Genomic DNA, 23,324 nt, shown 5'->3' on the forward strand with positions numbered 1-23,324 from the left:
CGGGCGACACCGTCCCGTCGAGTGATGCGCCCCCGGTCGTGCCCGACGGCACGGCGCCCGTACGCCCGGCCGACGTGCTGCGGACGCTGGTGGGCGGCGACTCGCTGGTGCACGCCCCCGGCGTACACGACCCGCTCACCGCCGCGCTGGCCGCCGAGGCCGGACACCGCGTCGTGCACCTGTCCGGTGCGGTCTGCGCCGCAGTCGAGCTGGGCCTTCCCGACCTGGGATACCTGCACGGCACACACGTCGCGGAGCGGGCCGCGCGGCTGGTCCCGGCGCTGGCCGGCGTGCCGCTGATCGCCGACGCGGACACCGGCTACGGCAATCCGCTGCACGCGGTCTGGACCGCCCAGCGGTACGCGGCGGCCGGCGTCGCCGGGCTGCACCTGGAGGACCAGGTCAGCCCGAAGCGCTGCGGCCACCTGGCCGGCAAGGAGCTGTTGGACATCGCGGGTGCGACGGCGAAGATCCGGGCGATCGCCGAGACGGGCACCGGCCTGGTGCTGATCGCCCGCACCGACGCCTACTCGGTGGCCGGCCTCGACGAGGCGATCGAGCGGGCCGGCCAGTTCGCCGACGCCGGCGCCGACGCGGTCTTCCTGGAGGGTGTGGACACCGCCGAGGAGTTGGCGGCGGTGCATACCGCGCTGCCCGGCGTACCCCTGGTGGTGAATCGCTCGGAGGCGGCTGGTGTGCGCGCCTTCCCGCCCGACGACGCGCTCGGCACGCTCGGGGTCCGGGTCGTGCTGCACCCGGTCGCGCCGATGCTGGCCGCGCTGCGCGCGGCTGCCGCCGCCTACGCCGCGATCGGCCGGGACGGTCACGCCGACGCGGTGCCCCGGCTCGCCTGGTCGTCGTTCACCGCGCTGGTCGGCCAGGACGAGGCGCTGACTCTCGATCGGAGGTACGCCTGATGCACGTGCTGATCGCCGGAGCGGGGCCGGTCGGGCTGACCGCTGCGCTCGCGCTGGCCCGCCGGGGCTGCGAGGTGACAGTGCTGGAGGCCGGTGACGACCTCGCCGCCGAGTCCCGTGCCTCCACGTTCCACCCGCCGACGCTGGAGATGCTCGAGGCGTTGGGGGTCGGCGCGGACCTGTTGGCGCGCGGGCTGGTGGCGTCGACGTTCGCCTACCGGGATCGCCGGGAGGGACTGATCGCGGAGCTGGACCTCTCGGTGCTCGCCGAGGACACCCCGTACCCGTACCGGGTGCAGTGCGAGCAGTCCAAGCTGTGCGTGATCCTGCTGGCGCACCTGGCCGGGCAACCGACGGCCCGGGTCCGCTTCGGTTGGCCTGTCGACTCGGTACGACAGGCCGCGGATCAGACCGACGGCGGTGTGGTCGCGGTCGCCGAGGACGGCCGGGAGGTGGCCGGCGACTGGATGATCGCGGCCGACGGCGCCAGTTCGGCAGTACGGCGGGCGCTGGAGTTGCCGTTCGACGGGATCACCTACCCCGAACGGTTCCTGGTGGCCTCCACCGACGAGGACCTGCCAGTGCTGCTCGGCCCGCTGGCGTACGTCAACTACGTCTTCGACCCGGTCGAGTGGTCGGTGCTGCTGCGCACGCCGGACCACTGGCGGGTGCTGCTGCCCACCCCCGAGGACACCTCTGACGCGCACGAGCTGGGCCGGCTCGACGGGCGGCTGCGGGCGATCGCCGATCCGGGCCGGCCGTGGCGGGTGGCGCACGCCAGTTTGTACCGGGTGCACCAGCGGGTCGCCGCGGCGTTCCGGCAGGGGCGGGTGCTGCTGGCCGGCGACGCCGCGCACGTCAACAACCCGCTCGGCGGGCTGGGCATGAACTCGGGCATCCACGACGCGGTCGCCTACGCGGAGGTGCTGGCCTCGGGCAGCGTGGCACCGGACGGCGGGGAGCTGGACCGGGCGGTGACGGCGGTGGCCGACGAGCGGCGCCGGATCGCCCTGACGTACGTGCAGGAGGTCTCCGACCAGAACTACCGCCGGATGCGGGTCACCGATCCGCAGCTGCGCTCCGCGCATCTGGCCGGCCTGCGCGCGCTGGCCGAGGATCCGGCGGCCGCCCGGGCGTATCTGCTGCGCAGCTCCATGATCGCCTCGCTGCGCCCCGACGCCGGGCAGCCGGTGGCGCGGGCATGACGGTGCCAGGCGACGGCCCGGTGATCGAGCGGGAGAACCCGTCCAGGGTCACCGAGCTGGTCGGCACGGTCGGTGTGAGCGGGCCCGAGCGGGTGGACGCCCTGGTACGCCGGGCCGACGCCGCGCAGCGGGGCTGGGCGGTCACCGGCATCGCGCGGCGGCTCGCCGCGCTGGCCGCCGGCGCCGACGCGATCGCCCGACGGTGCGAGGCGCTGGCCGAGCTGCTGGCCCGGGAGTCGGGCAAGGTGCTCGCGGACTGCCGCGGCGAGGTCGGGTTCGCCGCCACGTACCTGCGCTGGGTCGTCGAGCACGCCCCGGCGGCGTACGCGGAGCGGGAGATCGACGACGCGGCCGGCCGGCTCCTACGGCTGCCCCGGCCCTACGGGGTCGTCGCCGCGATCACGCCGTGGAACGCGCCGATCATCCTCACCGTGCTCAAGGTGGCCCCGGCCCTCGCCGCCGGCAACGCGGTGGTGGTCAAGCCCTCGCCGCTGGCCCCGCTGGCGGTCTCGGAGGCGCTGCGCCTGCTCGCCGGGGCGTTGCCGGACGGGACGCTGGCGGTCGTCCACGGCGACGCCGCAGCCGGAGCGGCGCTGGTCGGGCACCCGCTGGTGCGCAAGGTGGCGTTCACCGGCGGCGGTGTGGCGGCCCGGCAGGTGGCAGCGACGGCGGCCACCCAGACCACGCCGGTCGTGCTGGAGCTGGGCGGCAACGACGCGGCGATCTTCCTGCCCGACGCCGACCTGGGCGCCGAGCCGATGCGCCGGCTGGTCCTGGCGAGTTTCGCCACCAGTGGCCAGGTGTGTATGGCGGCGAAGCGGCTGTACGTGCACCGCAGCCGCCGCGACGATTTCGTGGCGGCGTACCGGTCCGCCGCAGCGGAGGTACTGCGCGTCGGTGATGCGCTCACGCCCGGGGTGAGCATGGGCCCGGTCGTATCGGCGGGCGCCGCCGCCCGGATCGAGCGGATCGTGGCCGCGGCCGTTGACCGGGGAGCCACCGCGCTGCCGCTGGGCACCGTCGACGGCGGCACCGACCTGGCCGGCGGGTACTTCGTGACCCCGACACTCGTGCTGGATGCACCGGACGACGCCGAGGTGGTCGCCGGGGAGCAGTTCGGGCCGACGGTGCCGCTGTTGCTCTACGACGACGAGGAGGAACTGCTGGCCCGGGTCAACGCCGACGAGCTGGGCCTGGGCGGCTCCGTCTGGTCGGCCGACGAGGAGCGGGCGTTCGCGCTGGCCCGCCGGGTCGAGGCGGGCTTCGTCTTCGTCAACACGCACAACCGCACCGGGCTGTCGCTGCGGGCGCCGTTCGGTGGGGTGAAGCGCTCTGGCTACGGCCGCGAGTACGCCGAGGAGGGGCTGGCCGAGTACGCGCAGACCTGCGTCGTGCACGCCCCCGGCCCGTTCCGGCCCGGTGGTGCCGGGCTGGCCGCCAACGCGTACCCGGGCTGAGGCCGGGCCGCGTCGGGCGGGCCCTGTTTTCAGTAGTCGACGACGACGCGGGCCGCGAGGCGCGGCTTGAGCCAGCCCGCCACCTCCAGGTGGGCGGGGTGGGCCTGGTAGGCGCGCAACGCGTCCGCGTCGGTGTGTGTGCTGATCATGCACAGGTCGTAGGAGACCGCGGTCCGCAGCGTGTCCAGGGCGACCGTCAGCGTCGCGATCTCATCAATTGTGTTGGCCAGACCTTCCAGCAACGACTTCGCCTTGGCAGCATCGGCCGAATCGGCGAACTTCATCAGTACCACGTGCGTAAACACCTGTTCGTCCCCCTGTTCCCCAGCGTCGCCCGAGTGTATGTTCTGGAAACAGCGTTTCGCTAGGGGAACCGGAGCGGGCATGACCATCAGGGTTGCCGCCGTACAGTTCGAGGCCGGCCAGGACATCGATGCCAACCTGGCCACCTGCCTGCGCCTGGTCGCCGACGCCGCCGGACAGGGCGCGCAGCTCGTGGTGCTGCCCGAGTTCTGCAACCACCTGGCCTGGTACACCGACCGCGCCCAGGCACACGCCCTGGCCACCCGGCCGGGCGACACGTTCCTCACCGCGATCTCGGCGAGCGCCGCCGAGCACCGGATGTACATCAAAATCAACGTCACGCACGCCTACCCCGACGGGCGCACCGGCGGCACCAACTTCCTCTTCGGACCGGACGGGGCGGTGCTCGGCAGCTGCGACAAGCAGGTCCTGATGGGCGCCGAGAACGACCACCTCGACCCGGCGACCGAGGTCGGACCGGTGCTCGACACCCCGATCGGCCGGATCGGCATGTACGCCTGCATGGAGGGCGTCATTCCCGAGGTCACCCGCGGGCTCGTGCTGCGCGGCGCGCAGGTGCTGCTGAACAGCCTGAACTCGTTCGCCACGGATGAGGCCGCGCTGCACATCCCGGTGCGGGCCGCGGAGAACCGGGCCTGGGTGATCGCCGCCAACAAGGTCGGCCCGCTGCTGCCCGCCGAGCACCTGCCGGCCATGAGCCGCGGCCTCGGCGTGCCGGAGCAGTGGCTGCACGGGGCCGGCGAGTCGCAGATCGTCGCACCGGACGGCACGGTGGTGGCCAGGGGCCCGCGCACCGGGGAGGCCGTCGTCATCGCCGACATCGCTCCGGAACGCGCCGACGACAAGCACCGCCCGGACGGCACCGACATCCGCACGGCCCGCCGACCGGAGCTCTACGGCCCACTCGGGGGCACACCGACCGGTCGCCGCCGGCCGCCCGGCGCGTCGAGGCTGCCGGTCGCCGTGGTCCGGCCGCGGGACCCCGGCCAGGCGGCCGACCTGCTCGGCAAGGCGGTCGCCGAGGGCGCGCTGCTCGGCGTGCTCGCCGAGAACGCCCTCGGCGCGCACGCCGGGCCGGCCGACGTGGCCGCGGCGCTGGCACCGGCACTGCGCGGCACCGACGCGTACGCCGTCGCCACCGCCCGTGGCGCCGACGGCCCGGTCGGGCTACTCATCGGCCCGTCCGGCGTGATCGGCGAGCAGCCACAACTGCATCGGGCCGGCGCGGCCCGCGACGCCGAGCGGCCCGGCGACGCGCTGCGCACCTTCGACCTGCCCTGGGGGCGGCTGGCGATCGTGGTGGGCGACGACGCGATCTTCCCGGAGATGTTCCGGCTCGCCGCGCTCGCCGACGCGGATGTGGTCGCCGTGCCGTTCACTCCGCGCGAGCCCTGGGAGCTGGCGCTGGGCCTGCCGGAGCGGGCCGCCGAGAACCGGCTCAACGTGATCGCCGCCGGGCCCCTCGGCACAGGCGCCGCGGTCTTCGCGCTCAGCGCCGACTTCACCCTCTGGACCACCTGGTCCGGACCGTTCACCGGCCGGATCAGCAGCCCGCTGCGCACCGACATCGCCGCCGACCGGCCCGTCGCGCATGCCGTGGTGGCCCCGGTGCAGGCGGCGAACCGGCTCGTCTCCCGCCGCACCGACCTCGTCGACGGCCGCCCGTGGCGGCTCGTCCAAGCCCTCACCGAAAGGCGCTGACCCGTGGCTGACACCTTGAAACATGTCGAGGACATGCTCGACGACTCCCCCACGGTCGACGTCCACGAGACGTTCCACCAGTACCAGGTGCTCCTGGACGAGCTGAAGGCCAAGATCGACGCACGGTTCGAGCTGACCCGCGACCCGTCCACCGAGCCGCTGGAGCACTACGGGGACTACCCGAACGGGCCGGGCGGCTCGCTCGCCGCGTACACCGGGCCCGAGGTCGACTGGCTCGTGCACTCCTGGCTGGGCAACCCGGCGGCCAGCTTCGCCAACCTGCACCTCACGTGCTGGCTGGGCCCGCAGGTCAGGGTGCCGCACCTGGGGTTGGCCCTGCTGGTCTGGCCCGGTGGCTGGTTCTACGTCGACTCGGTACCCCGGGTCAACATGGTCGAGGACGGCGACTACTACGACCGGTACTACGAGCCGGTCAACGAGGAGTGGCTGCAGCTGCGCGACGACCCGGCGTTCGACTACTTCGTCAGCCGGGCCGGGTTCATCCGGGCCAGCCTGTCGCCGACGGCGCACTGCTACTCCTTCGACCGCAGCCCGGAGAACATCGAGAAGGTCAGCCAGCTGACCCACGCCCACGTCGACCGTTGGCTGCGCTGGGTCGACGAGGCCGAGCCCGTGCCGGCCGAGGAGCGGGCCGCGCTCGCCGAGACCGACCTGCGGATCCGCCGCAACATCACCGACCGCGACCCGGCGAACGTGATGGGCGTGCGCTACTTCGGCGAGGAGACCACCAACCGTCTCGTCCGTGCGCTCTGGGGCGGCGACCGCGAACTCCCCCGGCCGTCGGCATGAGCGATCCGCGGCGAAGTGGTGTCCGGTCGCTCTGGTGGGCCGCACGCGTCCCCGGTGCACCAGCCCCGTTCGACACCGCACACCTGCGGGTCTACTACCCGGCGCGGCCCACCGGCTCGGACGCCGAGCGGCTCAGCGGGGTGCTGGCAGCCGATCCGACCGGGGCGCCGTACCCGGTGGTCCTGCTGGTCTCCGGGGTCAACGTCGGGCAGGACACCTACCGCTGGCTGGCGGTGGAGCTGGCCGCCCGTGGCGTCGTCGCGGTGACCTACGACTGGGTCGGGGTGCTCTTCGCCGGCCTGCACGGGATCACGCCGGGCGTCGACCTGGACGCGGCCCGGCCGGACGGCTACGGCAGCCGGCCGACGAGCCCGTCGCTGCGCCCGGTGCTCGACGCGCTGACGCAGCTCACCGGACCGCTCGACGGGTTGCTCGATCTCGACCGGGTGGCGCTGGTGGGCCACTCGGCCGGCGGCACGGTGGTGCTGCAGTCGGCGCGGTTCCTGCCCGAGGTCCGTGCGGTGGCCACCTACGGGGCGCACACCATGGTGGCGACCATGCTCGGCTGGCCGGCCGGCACCGTGCTGCCGGCTCAGGTGAACTGCCCGGTCATGCTGCTCGCCGGCAGCAACGACGGGGTGATCAACGGCTCCGCCGACCGGTACGGCGAGGACGCGGCCACCCGCGCCGACCCGATCACCCGCACCTTCGACGAGGCGCTGCCCGACGCCGGCGGCACCAACCTGCTGGTGCGGCTGGCCGGCGCCAACCACTTCGGCATCGTGCACCCGCTCGATCCCACCTCGGCGCGCGCCTTCCTCGACGAGGAGGCGACCGCCGAGCCAGAAGCCACCCGCGCGCTCCTGGTCGACCTGCTGTCCGGGTTCCTCGCCGTCCACCTTCGCGGCGAACCGGCCGACGGCTTCGACCGATTGCTGGCACAGCTCGGCACCACCTCTTCGATCGCCTCGTTCCGTCGGAGGTAAGCCACCATGCTCAAGAACTTCTGGTACGCGGTCGAGTTCTCCGACCGGGTCACCACCAAGCCGGCCCGGATCACCGTGCTCGGCCAGTACCTGGCCCTCTACCGCACCCCGCGCGGGCGCGTGGTGGCCCTGTCCGACCTGTGCGTGCACCGGGGCGCGGCGCTCTCCGGCGGCTCGACGGCCGGCGAGAACATCGTCTGCCCGTATCACGGCTGGGAGTTCGAGCCGGGTGGGGCGTGCACGAAGATCCCGGCGAACCAGCCCGGCCGGGGCATCCCGAACAAGGCCCGGGTCGACTCGTACCCCGTGCAGGAGCGCTATGGCTTCGTCTGGGTCTTCATGGGCGACCTGCCCGAGGCCGAGCGGCCGCCGATCCCGGTCTGGCCGGAGTTCGACAACCTGGTGGAGAACGGCGGCAAGTTCCGCGCGGTGACCGGCGAGTTCCTGTGGAAGGCCAACTACGAGCGGATCCTGGAGAACGGCTGCGACATCGCGCACGCGCCCTTCGTGCACGGCGGCGCATTCGGCAACCCGCAGAAGCCCGAGGTTCCCGAGTACGAGCTCGAATTGCCCGACGAGTGGTCGGCGTACGCCACGGTCAGCCTGCACCCGCCGCGCTCCAAGGGCCTCTGGTCGCTGGTCAACCGCAACAACGCGGACCTGGCCAACCGCCCGCCGGTGGTCACCTCGGCCGGTTGGATGCTGCCCAACATGATCAAGCTGCACGTCCGGCTGCCGATCGGTGAGCTGATCATCTACGACACCAACATCCCGGTGGACGAGACGACCACGCTGGTCAAGTGGGTCGCGCTGCGCACCTTCTTCACCGGGGCGTGGGCCAACCGCAACGCCGTGCAGCGCGTCCTCAAGATTTTCTACCAGGACGCCGAGGTGGTGAACAACGTCCGCCCCGAGCTGCTCCCGTTCGACCTCGGTGCGGAACTGCACGTCAAGAGCGACCTCATCGCTGTGCACTACCGGCGGCGCCGCCAGGAGCTGGCCGAACGAGGCTGGATGCTCTCCGACGCCGACCGGATCACGGGCGACGTGCCGCGCCGGGAGGCGACCGTCATCCCCTCGCCGGCCCGCCGGGAGAACCCGGAGCTGGCCCGTGCCTGGGTGCACAAGGCCAAGGGCGACCACCCGACCGTGGCGGAGGCGCAGCGGATCGGGCTCAAGCGCATCACCGAGGAGGAGGGCGCCGACGCCGCCGCAGGAGCGCAGGCGCAGGCGAGCCCCGAACCGACCAACGGCGCGACGACGAAGGAGCAGGCATGAGCCTCCCGCTGGAACTCTGCGAGAACGCGGTGGCCCATCTGACCGCCCGGCATCCGCTCACCACGGTCATCGACGAGCCGCTGAGCAGCCCGATGTCGCCCGACCCGGTGGGTTCGCTGCGGGTCTGGAAGGGCGCACCGGGCCAGCCGGTGGCCAAGGTGGTCTACGTCGGGCTGGTCGTCCCGATGATCCGCCTCGACAGCCACATGGTCTTCGCCTTCACCGCCGCCGACAGCGCGGTCCCGCACTTCACGCTGGATTCGGTGTACGGCGGCGACTACTACGCGTACCACCTCGACCTGATTCCCCGGGCCGAGCTGAGCAGCCACCTGCCCTACATGGACGCGGCGTACCAGCCACTCACCGAGGTCTTCACCGAGGCCAGCGCGATGGACGGGCTGAGCCGGGCCGACATCGGGCCGCGCCAGTACGCGCTGATGTCGCCGTGGATGCTTGTCGGCCGGGCCACCGAGGAGGCGTTCCGGAAGATCGGGGCCGCCGCCACCGCGTACGCCGAGCACTGGTCGACGCTGGTGACCGACGGCCTGCCGGCCGACGTGCTGGCTGGCCTGGCCGACACCGACCTGGCCGCCCGGGACACCGCCGTGCGCGTCAACCTGTTCAGCCCCGATGTCGACCCGGTCTGGGCCCGGGTCACCCGGCTGATCGGCGAGCCGGCAACCGACCGGATCCGGGCGGAGCTGATCAGCAATGAGTGAACCCGCACCGGCGGCCGCCGAACCGAGCGAGTGGCAGCAGCGGATCGCCGGCGAATGGCACGGTCGGCCGTCGCTGTTCACCGCCACCGGCGTTTGGCAGGGCTACGAGGAGATCCACCGCTCGTCGGTCTACGCCGACGGCGTCACCACGTACTACATGGACGGCGGGCTGGTCGGCGGGGGCGAGTTGGCTGGGCGCTACCGCCTGGGCGCGCCCTTCGCCTTCGGCGTCATCGACTCCGACGCCGACCGGGTCTACACCGGCCCCGACTTCTTCGGCACCGGCCAGCCGTACGGGTCCTTCGTGGACTCGCACTACTACGGCCCCGGCTGGCAGGTCGACCTGAACACCTGGAACCAGGTGCTGCCCGACGGCGAGACTCAGGTCTACTCGTCGATGCTCTACCAGGGCTGGGCGGTCGTGGGCTGCTTCAACGGCGTCTACACCCGCAGCTTCGACCACGACACCAACCCGGACACCCGGGAGCGGGTGGCGCGGTTCCTGTCCGCCGAGGAGCGGCGCGGTCCGGTGCCGTACATCCTGCCGACCAAGCAGGCCGGCGCGTTCACCGGCAGCTGCGAGCTGTGGGGCGCCGACCAGAAGCTGCGCGGCGAGGTCGCCGTGCGGCTCGGCCTGGAGCCGATCGACCTGCTCCGCACCCGCCGGGTGGTGAGCTGGGCCGGTGCCGGGCTGGACCGGCGGTACACGGTCGAGCAGCGCCGCGACGGCGACCGGCTCTTCTTCGAGGGCCCCGACGCCTGGGGCAACGCCCAGGGCTTCGGCCGGGCCAGCTACCCGTCCTGGCACTTCCACGCCGATGGCGGCGACGTGTGGAAGGTCAAGGGACGCGAGTTCGCCATCGACGCCGAGCCGGGCATGTCCGCCGGGGGGCGCCTCGCCGTGGTGTACGAGCTGTTCCGGGGCAACGTGCTGGACAGCGTCCTGCACGGCCTGCTCACCTGGGAGCCGGCCAGATGACCGCGGTGGTGGTGACCGGCGGCACCCGCGGGATCGGTGCCGGCCTGGTACGCGCGCTGCTGGCCCGCGGTGCCCGGGTCGCGTTCTGCGGACGCAGCGCGGAGTCAGTGGACACGGCCCTCGCCGCACTGCGCTCCGACGCCTCGGTGCCGGCCGGCGCCGAGGTGATCGGGGTGCGCGCGGACGTCACCGACCGCGCCGACGTGTCCGCACTGTGGTCGGCCGCCGCCGAGGCGTTCGGCGGCGTCGACATCTGGATCAACAACGCGGGCACGAACCATGCCCGCCGCCCGGTGTGGGAGCTGGCACCGGCGGAGCTGGACGGGGTGCTCGCGGCGAACCTCGGCGGGGTGGCCCGGGCCAGCGCGGTGGTGCTCGCCGCGATGATCGAGCAGGGCCGCGGCGCGCTGTGGAACATGGAGGGCTTCGGCTCCAACGGCCAGGCCCGGCCGGGGCTGACCGGGTACGGGGCATCGAAGCGCGCGGTCACCTACCTGACCGACGGGCTGGCCAAGGAGCTCGCCGCAGCCGGGGTCGGCGACAGGGTCACCGTGCACCACCTCTCCCCCGGCATCGTCGTGACCGACCTGCTCACCCACGACTACCCGCCGGACGAACTGGCGAAGGCCAAGAAGATCTTCAACATCCTCGGTGACCGGGTCGAGACGGTCACCCCGTGGCTGGCCGACCGGGTCCTCGCCGGGGGCCGCAACGGCAGCCGGGCCGCCTGGCTGACCAGCCGCAAGGCCGCCGCTCGGTTCGCCGTCGCCGGCTTCCGCAAGCGCGACCTCTTCGGCGACTCCGTCGGCGGCCCCGCCGTGACCCGGCGCGAGCACCTGTCGTGAACGGCAGCGACTACACCGTCGTCCTCGCGCTGGAGGACTTCGTGCCGACCGGTCTGGCGCTGGTCGGGTTCTGGATCCTCGCCGGGCTCTCCGCTCGGGTCGTGCCGCGGGTGGGCCCGGTCGCCCACGTCAGCGCCGTCCTGATCGGCCTCGGCGGCCTGGCCAAGTCGACCTGGAAGCTGCTGCTGGCCGGGTTCTCGATCGACCTGCCCTGGCTGGAGGCGGCGCTGTTCCCGCTGATGGCGGTCGGCGCGGTCGGGCTGATCTGGGGCCTGGCGAGCGCATTGCGCGGGCGCAGCCTGCCGTGGTGGCCGTTCGCCGCCGTGCTGGCCGTGACCGCCGGCGTGGCCGCCGCGTACGTCATCTTCGCCCCCATCTTCGCCCTCGCGACCACGGGCGTGACCACCATCAGCGTCCTGGCCGCGATCATCGCCGGCCGGCGGCGTGCCTGGGCCGCGGTGACGCTCTACGTCGCCGGGCTGGCCTGCGTGTTGCTGCTGGTGCCGCTGCGCAACCATCCCGATCACGAAACCCTGGCCATGCAGTGGGTGGAGCAGGGCACCAACACCCTCGGCCAGGCGGCGATGCTGGCCGCGGCGTGGCTGACCGTGCGCGCGCACCACCGGGCCTCGACCACGTCCCACCCGACCCCCGCCCAGGAAGGAGTCGTCCGCTCATGACCGACGCGCTTGGCTGGCGCCGCAAGTTCGGCGTCATCGCCCCGTCGACAAACACCATCGTGGAGCCGGACTTCTACCGGATGACCGTGCCCGGTGTGACCGCGCACTTCTCCCGGATCCACATCCGCGACCAGGACCTCTCCAGCGACGGCAACTTCGAGAACCTCCTGACCCAGATCCGCGACGAGATCGGCGGGGCCTGCGAGCGGGTGCTGACCTGCGAGCCCGACTACATGGTGATGGGCATGTCCGCCGAGACGTTCTGGGGCGGCGTCGAGGGCAACCGGCAGTTCGTCGCCCAGATCAAGGCGATCACCGGGCTGGAGGTGGCGACCGGCGCGGAGGCGTGTGAGCGGGCACTGCGCCTCTACGGCGCGCGCCGTATCGGCGTGGTGACGCCGTACCAACCGATCGGCGACACGAACGTCGTGCAGTTCTTCTCCGAAATCGGTTTCGAGGTGGCCGCGATCGAGGGGCTCAAGTGCCCGACTGCGGTCTCCATCGCCCACGTCACCGAGGACGAGTTGCGCCGGGCGCTGCTGGCCGTGGACGGCCCGGACGTGGACGCCCTGGTCCAGTGCGGCACCAACCTGTCGATGGTCGGGCTGGCCGACGAGGCCGAACGCTGGCTCGGTAAGCCGGTGATCGCCATCAACGCGGCGACCTGGTGGATGGCGCTGCGCGAGAACGGGATCACCGACAAGGTGTACGGCGCCGGTTCCCTGCTGCGCGAGTACTGACACCGGCGCGGTCGGCGATATGGGCAACGGCGCGGGCCGGGGATGTTTCCCGGCCCGCGCCGTTTGCTGGCTCAGCTCCGCAGGGTGCGGCGATGCCTCGGCAGCACCACGACCAGGCCGACACCGAGCATGAGCACCGCGCTCGACCAGAGCAGCAGCAGCGCCGTCACGCCCCCCTCGCCCGTGGTCGGCAGCGACCCTCCGCCATCGCCATTTCCACCGCCATCGCCCTCGTCGTCGGTCGCGGCCCGCGCCTTCACCGTGAACTTGGCGACGATCGACGTGTCCTTCGGCCCGGTGACCGGGTCGGCGCCCGCGTTGCACTCGGTGTCGACCTGCGGGTGGTCGAAGACGATGTTGGTGACCGTCAGCGACACCAGCCCCGCCTGGGAGGTGGTGTAGGTCCCGGTCAGCGTCGCGCCAGGCAGGATGGCGTTGGCGTCGATCGCGCCGTACGCCGAGCCTTGCAGGTTGACCGTACCGCTGCCCACCCCGCCGACCTTGACGGTCGCCTTGGGCACCAGATCGCCGGCACCGACCGGCACCGGTCCGCTCTTCGGGCCGGCCGAGAACTTCAGGCTCACCGTCACCTTGGCGCCCCGCCCAGGGTTGCTGGGCGACATGCTCAGCGTGTGCGTGGCGGTCCACGACGAGAGGCTGCTCAGCGTCTTGCAGTTCAGCTTCACGCTCTTCGGGCCGAACGGCTGGGCGGGCGTGTCGACCTCGTCGGTCGCGGTCGGCGCCGGGGCGTTCGTCGTGGGCGCCGGGGCGTTCGTCGTGGGCGGCGGCAGCGACGGTGACGGCGACGCGGAGGTGGACGGACTCGGCGGTGGGGTCGCGGTGCCGGTACCGCCGACGGTGAAGCTCTCCACGATGGAGGTCGGCGCCGGTGCCGCCTTGTGGTCGCGGTCGCCGGCCGCCGAGCAGTGCGTCGTCGCCGAGGCGTTGGTGAACGTGACCCGCCCGACGGTGAGCGTCGCCGCTCCGGCGGCGGCGGCGAAGTAGGTGCCGGTAGCGGTGATCGGGCCGAGCGGCGCTTCCGGGGCGACGGCCCCGGCCGGGTACGAGGACATCCGCAGCGTCGTGCTGCCGGAGAGGGAGCCACCCAGGACCAGCGTGACGTTCACCGGCACGTCACCGGCGTTCAGCCCCACCGGCCCGTTGTCGGGGCCGGTCTTCGCCGTGAGCGTGACGGTCACCGTGTCGCCGACCTTCGGTGCGGCCGGTGACTGGGTCAGGGTGAAGGTGTCCTGCCAGACCGTCGGTGAGCTGCCGGTGCCGGCGTCGTTGAAGTAGAGCCGGCAGCCCAGCGTCCCGGCCGTGGGGCCGACCGCCGCGGCCGGCAGCGTCGCCCGGGCGGGGGCCGCCGCCGGGATCGCGAGTAGCAGCAGCAGCGGCGCCAGGACGAGCGCGAGCGCTGCCACCCGGACGGGTTGACGACGTCGGGTCATTGGGTCCTCCGGTTCCGGTAGGGCATCAGCACGAGCAGGCCGATGCAGAGCAACAGCAGGCCGGAGCTGACCAGCACGGTGACCGCGTACCGGTCCGGGCCGGCGCTAACCGGGTTGGCGTTGACCAGCGTTGGGGTCGACGTGCCGGCGGCGCCCGCCGGCCCGGTCGAGGGTGCCGTGGTCGCTTCCGGTGTGGCCGCCGGCGCTGAGGGCGCGACGGGGGTCGCGGATGGGGTTGCCGGTGCGGGCTGCTGCGCAGGCTTCTTGCCGAACGTCAACGCCACGGAGACCTTGTTGGCCTCGACCTGGTCGGCGTTTCCGCTCGTGGGCAGGATCTGCGCCGCGACCACGCACTCCCGCTTGGTGCAGTCGAACGCGCCGAACTTCTGGGCCAGCCTCAGGGTGACAGTGGGCAGCTTCCCGCTGCCGTCGGCGTTGACAAACGCGGCGCCGCCGGCGAGGTTGCAGTCGGTCGGGCCCTTGAATCCGGCCACGCACTGACCGACGGCGATCTGCTTCAGGTCCGGGGTGAAGCCCGAACCGTTGACGACGACCTGCTGCTTGTCCGACAGCCCGGTGGTCACGCTGACGGTAAGGGTCGGCGCGGCGAACGCGGCCGGGGGTGCCCCCACGACGGCGAGGCCGCTGCTGGTGGCGAGCAGGGCGGCGAGCGCGAGCGCCCGGCGGCGGAAGGTTCGCACGGCGATCTCCTGACAGGTTCGGCGCGGGCCGGCATGGGCACGGGCCGGGACGACGCGGACAGCGCTCACGACGGCACCGCCGCACGCTGGGCGGGCGCGCCGGAGCGGTTGACGGCGGCGTGGTCGGTACCGAGGTAGGAGCGGACCACGTCGGGGTGGGTGCGGACCTCCTGCGGGGTGCCGTCGGCGATGACCCGGCCGCCGTCCATCGCGACCAGCCGGTCGGCGAGCCGGGCGAGCAGCGGCAGGTCGTGCTCGATGATGACCATGGTGACGCCGAGCTCGTCGTGGATCCGGCGCAGCACCTCGCCCAGCGCGACGCCGTCGGTCTGGGACACCCCCGACGAGGGCTCGTCGAGCAGCAGCAGCGCCGGCTCCAGCGCCAGCAGGCAGGTGATCTCGACGATCCGACGGGTACCGGTGGACAGTTCCCCGACCAACCGATCGGCGAGCGGGGCCAGGCCCATCAGCGTGACGAGTTCCTCGGCCCGGCGGCGCTTGGCCCGGTCCGGGCCGCCTGCACCGAGAGCCGCGGCGAAGAGGCTCGTCGGCGCGGTGCGTTCACCGGCCACCATGACGGTCTCCAGCACCGTCATGGTGGCGAAGAGCCGTGCGTCCTGGAACGAGCGCACCAGCCCGAGACCGGCCCGTCGCTGCGGCGACAGCCCGGTGACCGGGCGGCCGGCGAACAGGACCGCGCCCCGGTCCGGGCGGGTGAAGCCTGCGATGATTTCGAACAGCGTGGTCTTGCCGGCACCGTTCGGGCCGATGATGCCGACCACCTCGCCGGCGGTGACGTCGAGGCTGGCGCCGGCAACGGCCCGCACGCCGCCGAAGGAGCGGGCCACCTCCCGCACCGAGAGCAGCGGCTCGCCGGTCGCCGCCGGTCGCAGCGGGACGGTGCGCGGCGGCAGCGTGATCGCGCCACCAGAGCTGGGGGCCTGCGCCGGCCCGGCCATCTCATCGGTGGCGGACGGTACCGGTGCGTCGCGGCCGCGGGCGATCAGCCGGGCGATACGGTCACGCAGCCACAGCACCGGCCCGCCGAGCCCGGCCGGCAGTGCGATCACCACGACCAGCCAGACCAGGGTCAGCGCGGCCTGACCGATGATGTCCAGTTCCAGGAATCCGGGTACGCCGACGATCAGGAACGCCCCGAGCAGCGGGCCGCCCAGCAGCGTGATCCCGCCGACCACTACGGTGGCGACGACGTCGATGCTGGCCGAGGCTGGGAACGTGTTCACGGTGAGCTGGGTCTGCCCGTGGCCGATCACCGCCCCGCCGAGACCGGCGAGCGCGCCCGCGACCGCGTACGCCTGCAGGACCCGCACCGGCACCGCGACGGTGAACGCGCGGGCGGCGTCGGCGTTGTCGCGCAGCGCCACCAGGATCCGCCCGAAGGCACCGGCGCGCAGGTTGGCGGTGACCCACAGTCCGAGCAGCAGCGCCACCAGCGCGAACAGGTAGTAGTCGGTGGCCAGGTCGAAGGTGTGACCGAGGATGCGTGGCTTGGGCACCTGCGCGCCATCGCCCAGCAGCCAACCCTGCCGCAGCAGGAACGTGCTGGTGGCCAGCGCGAAGGCGAGCGTGGTGACGGCGAGGGCGAGCCCGCGCAGGCGCAGCGCCGGCACGCCGACCGCGACTGCGGCCAGCGCCGCCGCCGCGCAGCCGGCGAGGATCCCCAGGAACAGGTTGCCGGTCCGCACGGAAACCTGCACCGACACCGCGGCGCCGATGCCGGCGAACGCGAATTGGCCCAGGGACAGCTCGCCGGCCACGCCGGTAACCAGCCCGATCGACAGGCCGACCAGGGTGAAGCCGATGATCGCGATGAGCACCGAGGCGGTCTCATTGCTGATCACGAAGGCCAGCACGGCGGCGACGGTGAAGCCCACCCCGGCGACGACCCGGCCCAGGTTGCGCAGCAGCCAGACCCGCTGGTACGCGGCGGGCAGCGGCGGCGCGCCGATCCGGCCCCAGCCGCCGTCCTCGCCGTCGCGGCGCGCGCGGACCGGCTGGGCCAGCAGCGCGACCAGGATGACCGCGACCAGGGCCAGCTCGACGAGGCCGCCGCTGGACTGGCCGGACAGCAGGATCTGCTCCCCCACCCCGATGCCCAGCGAGGCGCCGAACGCGATCGGGACGGAGGAGAACCGGGCGATCACCGCGCCGGCGAGGCCCCGCACCAGCAGGGCCGGGCCGAGCGACTCAATCGACTGGGTGCCCTGGGTCGGCGCCATGAGGATCGCCGAGAAGGCGGCCACAGCACCGGCGATCGACCAGGCCAGGGTCGCCATCCGGGCCGCGGTGACGCCGTTGAGGGTGGCCGCGTCGGGGGCATCGGCGGCGGCCCGGATCGCCAGCCCGAACCGGCTGCGCTTGAGGAACATGGCGAGCCCGACCAGCAGCACGGGAGTGAGCAGCAGCATCGCGGTGAACGCCGGGCCGACCGGGGTATTGCCGATGGTGAACGACGGCATGCCGGGCGGCGCCGGGAACGCCGGGCCGCTGGCCCCCGAGCTGTTCACCAGCAGGGCGAGCACGAGCACGAACTGGGACAGCCCGAGGGTGGCGATCATGCCGATCACCCGGGGCCGGTGCCGCAGTCGGCGGACCACGCTCAGCTCGATCGCGCCGGAGACCGCGGCGGCGGCGAGCATACCGACCGGCAGGGCCAGCCAGTACGGCAGCACCCCGTCACCGACCAGCCGGCCGAGCACGGCGGCGCCGAACACCCCGACCGCGCCGTGTGCGAAGTTGACGAACCGGCTGGACCGGTAGACCAGCACCAGCCCGACCGCCAGCAGCCCGTACGTGAGGCCGGTGAACAGGCCCAGCACGATGCGGTCCGGGCCGAAGTCGAAACCGCCGATCATCGGATCACCGCCCCGTCCACCGGGGTGGCCTCCGACGCGGGCGCGGCCTGCGCCTGGAGCGCGGGCTCGGTGTCCGGTGCCCCGAGCGCGGCCTCGGCATCCTCAGCCGGCGCGTGGCCGCCGAGCATCAGGGCCCGGACCAGGTCCGGCCGACCGGCCAGTTCGCCCGCGGTGTGCTCGGCGACCATTGCACCCTTCTCCATGAAATAGATCCGGTCGGCCAGCGACAGCGCGACGTTTACCGACTGCTCCACCACCAGCAGCGAGGTGCCCAGCGCGTTGAGCCGGCGCAGCATCTCCAGCAGGCCGCCGACCACGACCGGGGCCAGGCCGAGCGACAGCTCGTCGACCAGCAGCATCCGAGGGCGCTGGATCAGCGTCTTGGCGAGCACGAGCAACTGCCGCTCGCCGCCCGACAGGGTGGCGGCGACCTGGTCGCGCCGCTCATAGAGGCGGGGGAAGACGGCGAACGCCCCGTCGATCCCCCGGTGCACCGCGTCGGCGCGCCGACCCAGCGCATAGCCGTGCATGCGCAGGTTCTCGGTGACGGTGAGCGAGCCGAACACCGACTGCCCGACCACTGTGGACAGCCCGAGCTCGATTCGGCGGGGCGCGGTCAGCGCGGTCACGTCGACCCCGCCGAGCCGGACCGCCCCGGTGGCGGGGCGGTGCAGCCCGGAGAGCACCCGCAGCAAAGTGGTCTTGCCGACCCCGTTCGGGCCGCAGATCGCCACCATCTCGCCGTCGTCGACGCGTACGGCCACGTCGTAGAGCACCTGGACCGGACCGTACGCCGCGTCGATCCCGGAGCAGGAGAGAGCGGCCGGACGCGCGCCGCTGTGCCGTAGCCGGGCGACCTCCGCCTCGTCGGCGAGCACCCGGGCCAGCCGCTCGGCGTCGGCCGCGGCGGTGCGCCGGAGCCGCCGGGCGTAGCCGGCGCCGACCAGCACCGCCGCCGCGACCACCGCCAACGCCGGACCGGCGCCGTACCGGGCATTGAGCAGGGCGAGCAGGCCGGCGCCGCCCAGGCCACCGGCCAGGGACAGCACCGACGCCGCCGCCGCGAACGCGGGGCGGGCGTCCGGATGGAGCACCTCGGCGGCGACGCGCTCGCCCGAGACGGCGAGCGCGACCAGCGCACCGACGGTGACGGCCAGGCCCGACGCGAACAGCACGACACCGCCCGCGCCGGGGGCGGGCCCGACGAGCAGTGCGCCGGCGGCGACGAGCAGCCCGGCCGGGGCGGCGGCGACGGCAAGGCGCCGCGCCCGCTCGCCGCGCAGCAGCACCGCGAGCGCGGCCCCGGCGAGCAGCGCGTCGCCGACCACACCGACGGCGCCGCGTGGACCGAGGCCGAACTCGGCGCGCAGCACGTCTGCGGCGAAGATCAGCGCGCCGGGCACGACCAGGCCGAGGCCGGACTGGGCCAGCACGGCGACACGCGCGGTGGGTGGGCGGGTGGCGTTGTCGAACAGGGGGCGCAGCGCCGGTGGCCAGCCGACGTCGCCCGGCAGTTCCGCGGCGGTCACCCCGGCCAGCGCGCCGAGCGCCGCGAGGACGCCGGCCGCCGCCCAGTGGTAACCGGCGCCACCGCCGGTACCGCCAGCGAGCAACGCGGCCAGGCCGAGCCCGTTCAGCAGCCCCACGTGCCAGTACCGCAGGGTCGCCGTCGCGGCGGCGACCGCGCGGCCAGCCACCACCAGGACGGCCCAGGGCAGCCCCAGCGCGGTGAGCGCGAACAGTCCCGGCATCGGTGCGGCGACGTTGACCACCAGCAGCAGCGCTGCGCCCAGCCCGACACCGGCGAGCAGCGCGGCGCGTACCGAGTGGCGGTGCGGCACCCGCTGCACGACCGCGACGGTCGCGGCCGCGCCGACCACCGCGGCGGCGATCACCGCGGCCAGCACGCTGGTCAGGTCGACACCGAGCCCCCGGGCGAGCCCCGCGGCGCCGAACAACGGCACCCCGGTCAGGAGCCCGCCGGCCGTACCCGCGCCCCAGCCCGCGCTGCGGGAACGCCATGTTCCCGCAGCATCGTGGGCGTTCTCCGGCCCGACGCTGGGGCGGGTGTTGTCATCGGGTCGCAAAGGACACGTCCTCCCCGCGGTAGGTGAAGCAGGCGCAGCCACTGTCGTAGCCGAACGCCCGGTAGCCGTTCGAGGCGGCGAACCGGCCCGGGCCGAGCCGCCCGGAGAATCCCGTCGCCGGCTGGAACGGCGTGTCGAGCCTGCCCACGGCCGTCAGCCACCGATGCGCGTTGAGGTCCGCGCCGAGGTTCTTCGCGCCGGCCTGCAACAGCAGGATCGCGTCGCAGTACGGGAAGGCCACGCGTGCGTTCTCGCGGGTGCCGAACGACTCACCCCCCGCGGCGAAGATGCCCAGGCAGGTGCGTTCGGCGTCGGTGGCGGGGAAGGCGTACTCCCGGTCGGCGACGTCCTGGCTGGGGTTGAAGCCGATGCCCACCGCCCCGGTCAGAGCCTCGCGCGGAATGATGTCCGGGTTGCCGATCAGGAAGCTGGGATTGTCGTAGCTGGAGATGCCGTACCGGGCGGTGAAGCCCTGCGCGGAGGCGGAGGTGAGGAAGAAGGAGGCCAGCCGGGTCCCGCCGAGGAAGAAGACCCGCTCGACGCGCTTGGCCCGCAGGTCGACGGCGGCCTGGTTGAGCCCGGTGTTGAGGGTGCCCAGGTCGGTGGAGTCGATCCAGGCCACGGTCGGGGTGATTTCCCGCTGCTTCAGGTACGGCACCACGTGCTGCTCGTACATCGCGCGGTTGGCCGGTGCGTCGACCGCGACGATGCCCGCCTGCCGGGCCCCGTCGAAGAAGCCCTGCGCGGCCAGCGCCGGCAGGTACGCGCGCACGAAGTCGTCGTACAGGGGGTAGGCCGGGGTGAACAGGTACGGAGCGAGCCGCTGGTTCGTCGCCTGGTCGATGGTGATCAGGGTGGCGTCCAGCACCAGGGTGCGCCGCTGGGCGTAGCAGGGGCGGGCGTTGGCCTGCAACTGACCGGTGAGCACGACCGCGAACGCCCGGTCGTCCTGGGTGATCTGGTTGCAGAGCTTCTCCTCGGTGGCCGGTGAGTCGTCGCTCGCCTCGAAGTTGCGGAAGACCGCCCGCATCCGTCGGCCGGCGATGCCGCCGTTGGCGTTGACGTGGCTCTCCAGCGCCCGCATCTGGCGCACCGGGTCGCCGGCCGAGGCGGTGTTGAACCCGGTCAGGTTCGCCGTCTTGGTGAGGTCGGTGCCGACGAAGACGACGGTGACCGTGTCGGCGGTGACGCCGGGCCCGACGCCGGTGCCGTCCGCGCCGCCCGCGCCGGGCAGCACCGCGCCGCAGCCGACGAAGGCGAGCAGCGCGGCGACGGTGGCGATGGCCGCCCGTACCGTCAGGGCCCGGTCCCAGCCGGTGGTGTGGGTGCCAGGATCGCGGCTCATCGAGGGCTCCCGAGGTAGGTGTCGAGCGCGGCCAGATCGATCACGGCGGCGGCGCTCTGGTTGCCGGCGCGTGCTCCGGCCGGCGTGGCCGCGCCTGGGCGGGCGGCGAGTACCGCGTCGAGGGCGGTGAGGTCGATGACCGCGGTGCCGGCGGCCTCGGTGCCGGATCCGTTCGGCAGTCCGGCATCGCCGAGCAGGTCCCGCAGCGCGGCGACGCTCAGGTGGGCGTTGGCCCGTCGACGTAGCCGGCCGGCGCCGGGAGCGTCGTCGAAGACGAGGTACGCCCCGAGCGAGCTGACCCGCACGACGGACGGCAGCAGCGTGCCGGCCGGGGCGGCGGCCATCGCGGGCAGCGGCGGGCGGTGGCGGCGGTTGGCGATGCGCCGGGTGATGCCCACGACGATCAGCGCCCCGCCGAGCAGGTGCACCAGGAACAGGGCCCACGGGTACGTCCGGAGCGTCACCTCGGCCGGGCCGAACCCGCCCAGGTCGGCCTGCACGGTGTACCGGCCGAACGCGGCGAACGGGGTGGTGACGGGCACCCGGTAGGTGCGTGTCTCGCCCGGTTGGACGCCGCCGGCACCGGGTGTGCTGATCCTGTCGCCGCCGCCGTCGCGGCCGATCCGGACGTTGAGGGGCGGGTTGGGCAGCGGGTGCGGCCCGGGGTTGCGCACGGTGTAGACGAGGGTCCGGGTCGCGGCGGCGCCGAACAGACTTCGCCAGCCCGGTCGGCCGGCGATCTTCGCCTCGACCAGGTCGAGGCGGACCGGGGCGGCCGAGACGGTGGGGGTCTCCCCCATGGTGTGCCCCGTGAGTTCCAGCGGCGCGTCGACCTGGCCGCGCCCGGTGCCGCCGACCAGCGTGGCGTGCACGACGCACGGGCAGGGCACCGGCGGGGTGCCGAGCACGAGTTGCACCGCGAAGGTGCCGTCCGGGCGCACCGGAACGGCCAGGGCGGCCCGTGTGTCGCAGGAGGCCGAACCGCCGATGGCGAGTTGCCCGCAGGTAACGAGCTGCACCAGTGCGCCGCCGGGCCAGCCCGTGCCGTTCACCCCGAGCCGGTCGCCCGGTGCCGCCGCCGGGGCGGCAAGGGTGAGTCCCTCGGCTGCCCACGCCGGCCCGGTGGGCAGTGCCAGCCCGATGACCAGCCCGCAGACGACGGCGGTCAGGGTACGTCCGATCCTCGTCATCCGACCTCCGCATGCGCGCGGACGCGTCGCACGCCCCGGGGGCGGGCCACCTGGGCGCGGCGGTGCCTGCGCCAGGCCACGACTGCGGCGGCGATCAGCGCGGCGAGTGCGGCGACGCCGGTCCAGGAGACGACGACGGTACGGGTGGTCCGCACCGTGAGCACGCCGCCGTCGGCCTTCGCCGTCACGGTGGCGGTGACGAGGTCGACCGGCCACAGCCCGGTGAACCGGGTACGCATCCGCGACTCGGCGCCCGGAACCAGGTCGAGCTGTGGGGTGGCGCCACGCTGGTGGATCCGGTGTCCGAACATGCCGGAGGCGGTGACCGTGATGGTGGGGGCGAGGCGCAGGTTGCCGGTGTTGGCCAAGGTGTATTCCAGGGCACCGTCGACCGGTGTGGGCAGCCAGGGCGTCGGGTGGTCCAGATCCAGGTCGGCGAGGTTGAGGCCGGGCATCTCCGGCCCGGCGATCCGCAGGTAGATGCGGGCGCCGACGGCCCGCTGCACCGCGACGGCGACGCCGTTGTGCTCGCTCCGACCGCCCGGGACGGACTCCATCGCGACGATGCCGCCGATGTGGTCGCCGGGGCTGGCGTTCGTCGGGATCGTGATGGTGAACGGGATGTCGGCCTGCGCCTTGGGCGGGAGCACCACGGTGCCGGCGCCGACCACCGTCCACACCCCGATGTCCGACTGCTTCTCGGTGAGCTGGCGCAGCGCGAACCCGCCGTCGCGCGCGGTGTTGTAGGCGTCCGCGCCGTACACGGTGAAGGTGCGCTCGGTGTCGGTGCGGTTGATCACTCGCACCGAGTCGGTGAGGGTCCGGCCGGCGGGTGACTCGAGGAAGAAGTAGAGCCGGGGGGTGGGCCCGGCGTTGGCCGGCGGGGTGGGCACGACGGCCCACTCGCCGTTGTCCGCCGCGACGGCCGGCCCGATCGGGACGACGGTCAGCGCGACGGCGGCGGCAGCGGCGGCGAGGGCTGCCGCGCCGGTGCGGAGGCGGCGTGGCCAGAGGGGGTGACGCACGCGGTTCC

Annotated in this window: 20 protein-coding genes; 12 read left to right on the forward strand and 8 right to left on the reverse strand. The window is 73.5% G+C overall.

From position 1 onward, the window contains the following. The first annotated feature begins 38 nt into the window (after positions 1–38). The 3 genes from ACPXB1_RS27845 to ACPXB1_RS27855 are packed head-to-tail and all read left to right on the forward strand — an operon-like array spanning position 39 to position 3,579. Entirely contained in the window at positions 39–917 is an 879-nt protein-coding gene (locus ACPXB1_RS27845) for an isocitrate lyase/PEP mutase family protein (RefSeq protein WP_355597678.1), read from the forward strand. Continuing rightward, entirely contained in the window at positions 917–2,122 is a 1,206-nt protein-coding gene (locus ACPXB1_RS27850) for an FAD-dependent oxidoreductase (protein WP_355597680.1), read from the forward strand. The genes ACPXB1_RS27845 and ACPXB1_RS27850 overlap by 1 nt, the downstream gene beginning before the upstream one ends. Beyond that, positions 2,119–3,579, forward strand: coding sequence for an aldehyde dehydrogenase family protein (locus ACPXB1_RS27855; RefSeq protein ID WP_425736004.1), 1,461 nt, complete (start codon positions 2,119–2,121; stop codon positions 3,577–3,579). The genes ACPXB1_RS27850 and ACPXB1_RS27855 overlap by 4 nt, the downstream gene beginning before the upstream one ends. Positions 3,580–3,608: 29 nt before the next feature. On the opposite strand, the gene ACPXB1_RS27860 is transcribed toward ACPXB1_RS27855, so the two are convergent. After that, a complete protein-coding gene (locus tag ACPXB1_RS27860) occupies positions 3,609–3,884 on the reverse strand; it encodes a Dabb family protein (RefSeq protein ID WP_355597684.1) in 276 nt (91 codons plus the stop codon). 79 nt (positions 3,885–3,963) lie between these two features. Here ACPXB1_RS27860 and ACPXB1_RS27865 point away from each other — a divergent pair, with 79 nt between their 5' ends. Genes ACPXB1_RS27865 through ACPXB1_RS27905 form a run of 9 tightly spaced genes read left to right on the forward strand, consistent with a single transcriptional unit; the run spans position 3,964 to position 12,641 of the window. Next, complete coding sequence (locus tag ACPXB1_RS27865; RefSeq protein WP_425736005.1) at positions 3,964–5,604, forward strand: nitrilase-related carbon-nitrogen hydrolase; 1,641 nt, start codon at positions 3,964–3,966, stop codon at positions 5,602–5,604. 3 nt (positions 5,605–5,607) lie between these two features. Continuing rightward, on the forward strand, positions 5,608–6,414 hold the full coding sequence (locus ACPXB1_RS27870; protein ID WP_355597688.1) for an oxidoreductase: 807 nt from the start codon (positions 5,608–5,610) through the stop codon (positions 6,412–6,414). Next, entirely contained in the window at positions 6,411–7,400 is a 990-nt protein-coding gene (locus ACPXB1_RS27875) for an alpha/beta hydrolase family protein (protein WP_355597690.1), read from the forward strand. The genes ACPXB1_RS27870 and ACPXB1_RS27875 overlap by 4 nt, the downstream gene beginning before the upstream one ends. A gap of 6 nt (positions 7,401–7,406) precedes the next feature. Then, positions 7,407–8,678: an aromatic ring-hydroxylating dioxygenase subunit alpha gene (locus tag ACPXB1_RS27880; RefSeq protein WP_355597692.1), complete on the forward strand. Its 1,272-nt coding sequence runs from the start codon at positions 7,407–7,409 to the stop codon at positions 8,676–8,678. Then, the gene (locus ACPXB1_RS27885) at positions 8,675–9,397 is read left to right on the forward strand and encodes a hypothetical protein (protein WP_355597694.1); all 723 of its coding nucleotides are present in this window, start codon (positions 8,675–8,677) and stop codon (positions 9,395–9,397) included. The genes ACPXB1_RS27880 and ACPXB1_RS27885 overlap by 4 nt, the downstream gene beginning before the upstream one ends. Further along, positions 9,390–10,376, forward strand: coding sequence for a hypothetical protein (locus ACPXB1_RS27890; RefSeq protein WP_355597696.1), 987 nt, complete (start codon positions 9,390–9,392; stop codon positions 10,374–10,376). The genes ACPXB1_RS27885 and ACPXB1_RS27890 overlap by 8 nt, the downstream gene beginning before the upstream one ends. Beyond that, a complete protein-coding gene (locus ACPXB1_RS27895; protein ID WP_355597698.1) occupies positions 10,373–11,221 on the forward strand; it encodes an SDR family NAD(P)-dependent oxidoreductase in 849 nt (282 codons plus the stop codon). The genes ACPXB1_RS27890 and ACPXB1_RS27895 overlap by 4 nt, the downstream gene beginning before the upstream one ends. Beyond that, entirely contained in the window at positions 11,218–11,901 is a 684-nt protein-coding gene (locus tag ACPXB1_RS27900) for a hypothetical protein (RefSeq protein ID WP_355597700.1), read from the forward strand. Before ACPXB1_RS27895 ends, ACPXB1_RS27900 begins: the two co-directional genes overlap by 4 nt. Continuing rightward, on the forward strand, positions 11,898–12,641 hold the full coding sequence (locus ACPXB1_RS27905; protein WP_355597702.1) for a maleate cis-trans isomerase family protein: 744 nt from the start codon (positions 11,898–11,900) through the stop codon (positions 12,639–12,641). Before ACPXB1_RS27900 ends, ACPXB1_RS27905 begins: the two co-directional genes overlap by 4 nt. Positions 12,642–12,712: 71 nt before the next feature. Here the strand turns inward: ACPXB1_RS27905 and ACPXB1_RS27910 are convergent, their stop codons facing one another. The 7 genes from ACPXB1_RS27910 to ACPXB1_RS27940 form a co-directional block, all read right to left on the reverse strand. Further along, positions 12,713–14,092 carry a hypothetical protein gene (locus ACPXB1_RS27910; protein ID WP_355597704.1) on the reverse strand — a complete coding sequence of 460 codons (1,380 nt, stop codon included), beginning with the start codon at positions 14,090–14,092 and terminating at the stop codon, positions 12,713–12,715. Next, on the reverse strand, positions 14,089–14,793 hold the full coding sequence (locus ACPXB1_RS27915; RefSeq protein ID WP_425736006.1) for a neocarzinostatin apoprotein domain-containing protein: 705 nt from the start codon (positions 14,791–14,793) through the stop codon (positions 14,089–14,091). Before ACPXB1_RS27915 ends, ACPXB1_RS27910 begins: the two co-directional genes overlap by 4 nt. Before the next feature lie 65 nt (positions 14,794–14,858). After that, positions 14,859–17,669: an ABC transporter permease subunit gene (locus ACPXB1_RS27920; protein ID WP_355597708.1), complete on the reverse strand. Its 2,811-nt coding sequence runs from the start codon at positions 17,667–17,669 to the stop codon at positions 14,859–14,861. Next, positions 17,666–19,756 carry an ABC transporter ATP-binding protein gene (locus ACPXB1_RS27925; RefSeq protein ID WP_425736008.1) on the reverse strand — a complete coding sequence of 697 codons (2,091 nt, stop codon included), beginning with the start codon at positions 19,754–19,756 and terminating at the stop codon, positions 17,666–17,668. The genes ACPXB1_RS27920 and ACPXB1_RS27925 overlap by 4 nt, the downstream gene beginning before the upstream one ends. Next, the gene (locus ACPXB1_RS27930; protein ID WP_355597712.1) at positions 19,743–21,101 is read right to left on the reverse strand and encodes an ABC transporter substrate-binding protein; all 1,359 of its coding nucleotides are present in this window, start codon (positions 21,099–21,101) and stop codon (positions 19,743–19,745) included. Before ACPXB1_RS27930 ends, ACPXB1_RS27925 begins: the two co-directional genes overlap by 14 nt. Next, a complete protein-coding gene (locus ACPXB1_RS27935) occupies positions 21,098–22,291 on the reverse strand; it encodes a hypothetical protein (RefSeq protein ID WP_355597714.1) in 1,194 nt (397 codons plus the stop codon). The genes ACPXB1_RS27930 and ACPXB1_RS27935 overlap by 4 nt, the downstream gene beginning before the upstream one ends. Beyond that, positions 22,288–23,316: a WxL protein peptidoglycan domain-containing protein gene (locus ACPXB1_RS27940; RefSeq protein WP_355597716.1), complete on the reverse strand. Its 1,029-nt coding sequence runs from the start codon at positions 23,314–23,316 to the stop codon at positions 22,288–22,290. The genes ACPXB1_RS27935 and ACPXB1_RS27940 overlap by 4 nt, the downstream gene beginning before the upstream one ends. Positions 23,317–23,324 lie beyond the last annotated feature (8 nt).

Origin of the sequence: Micromonospora sp. DT68 (genome assembly GCF_049847245.1) — a bacterium.
Lineage (GTDB): Bacteria > Actinomycetota > Actinomycetes > Mycobacteriales > Micromonosporaceae > Micromonospora > Micromonospora profundi.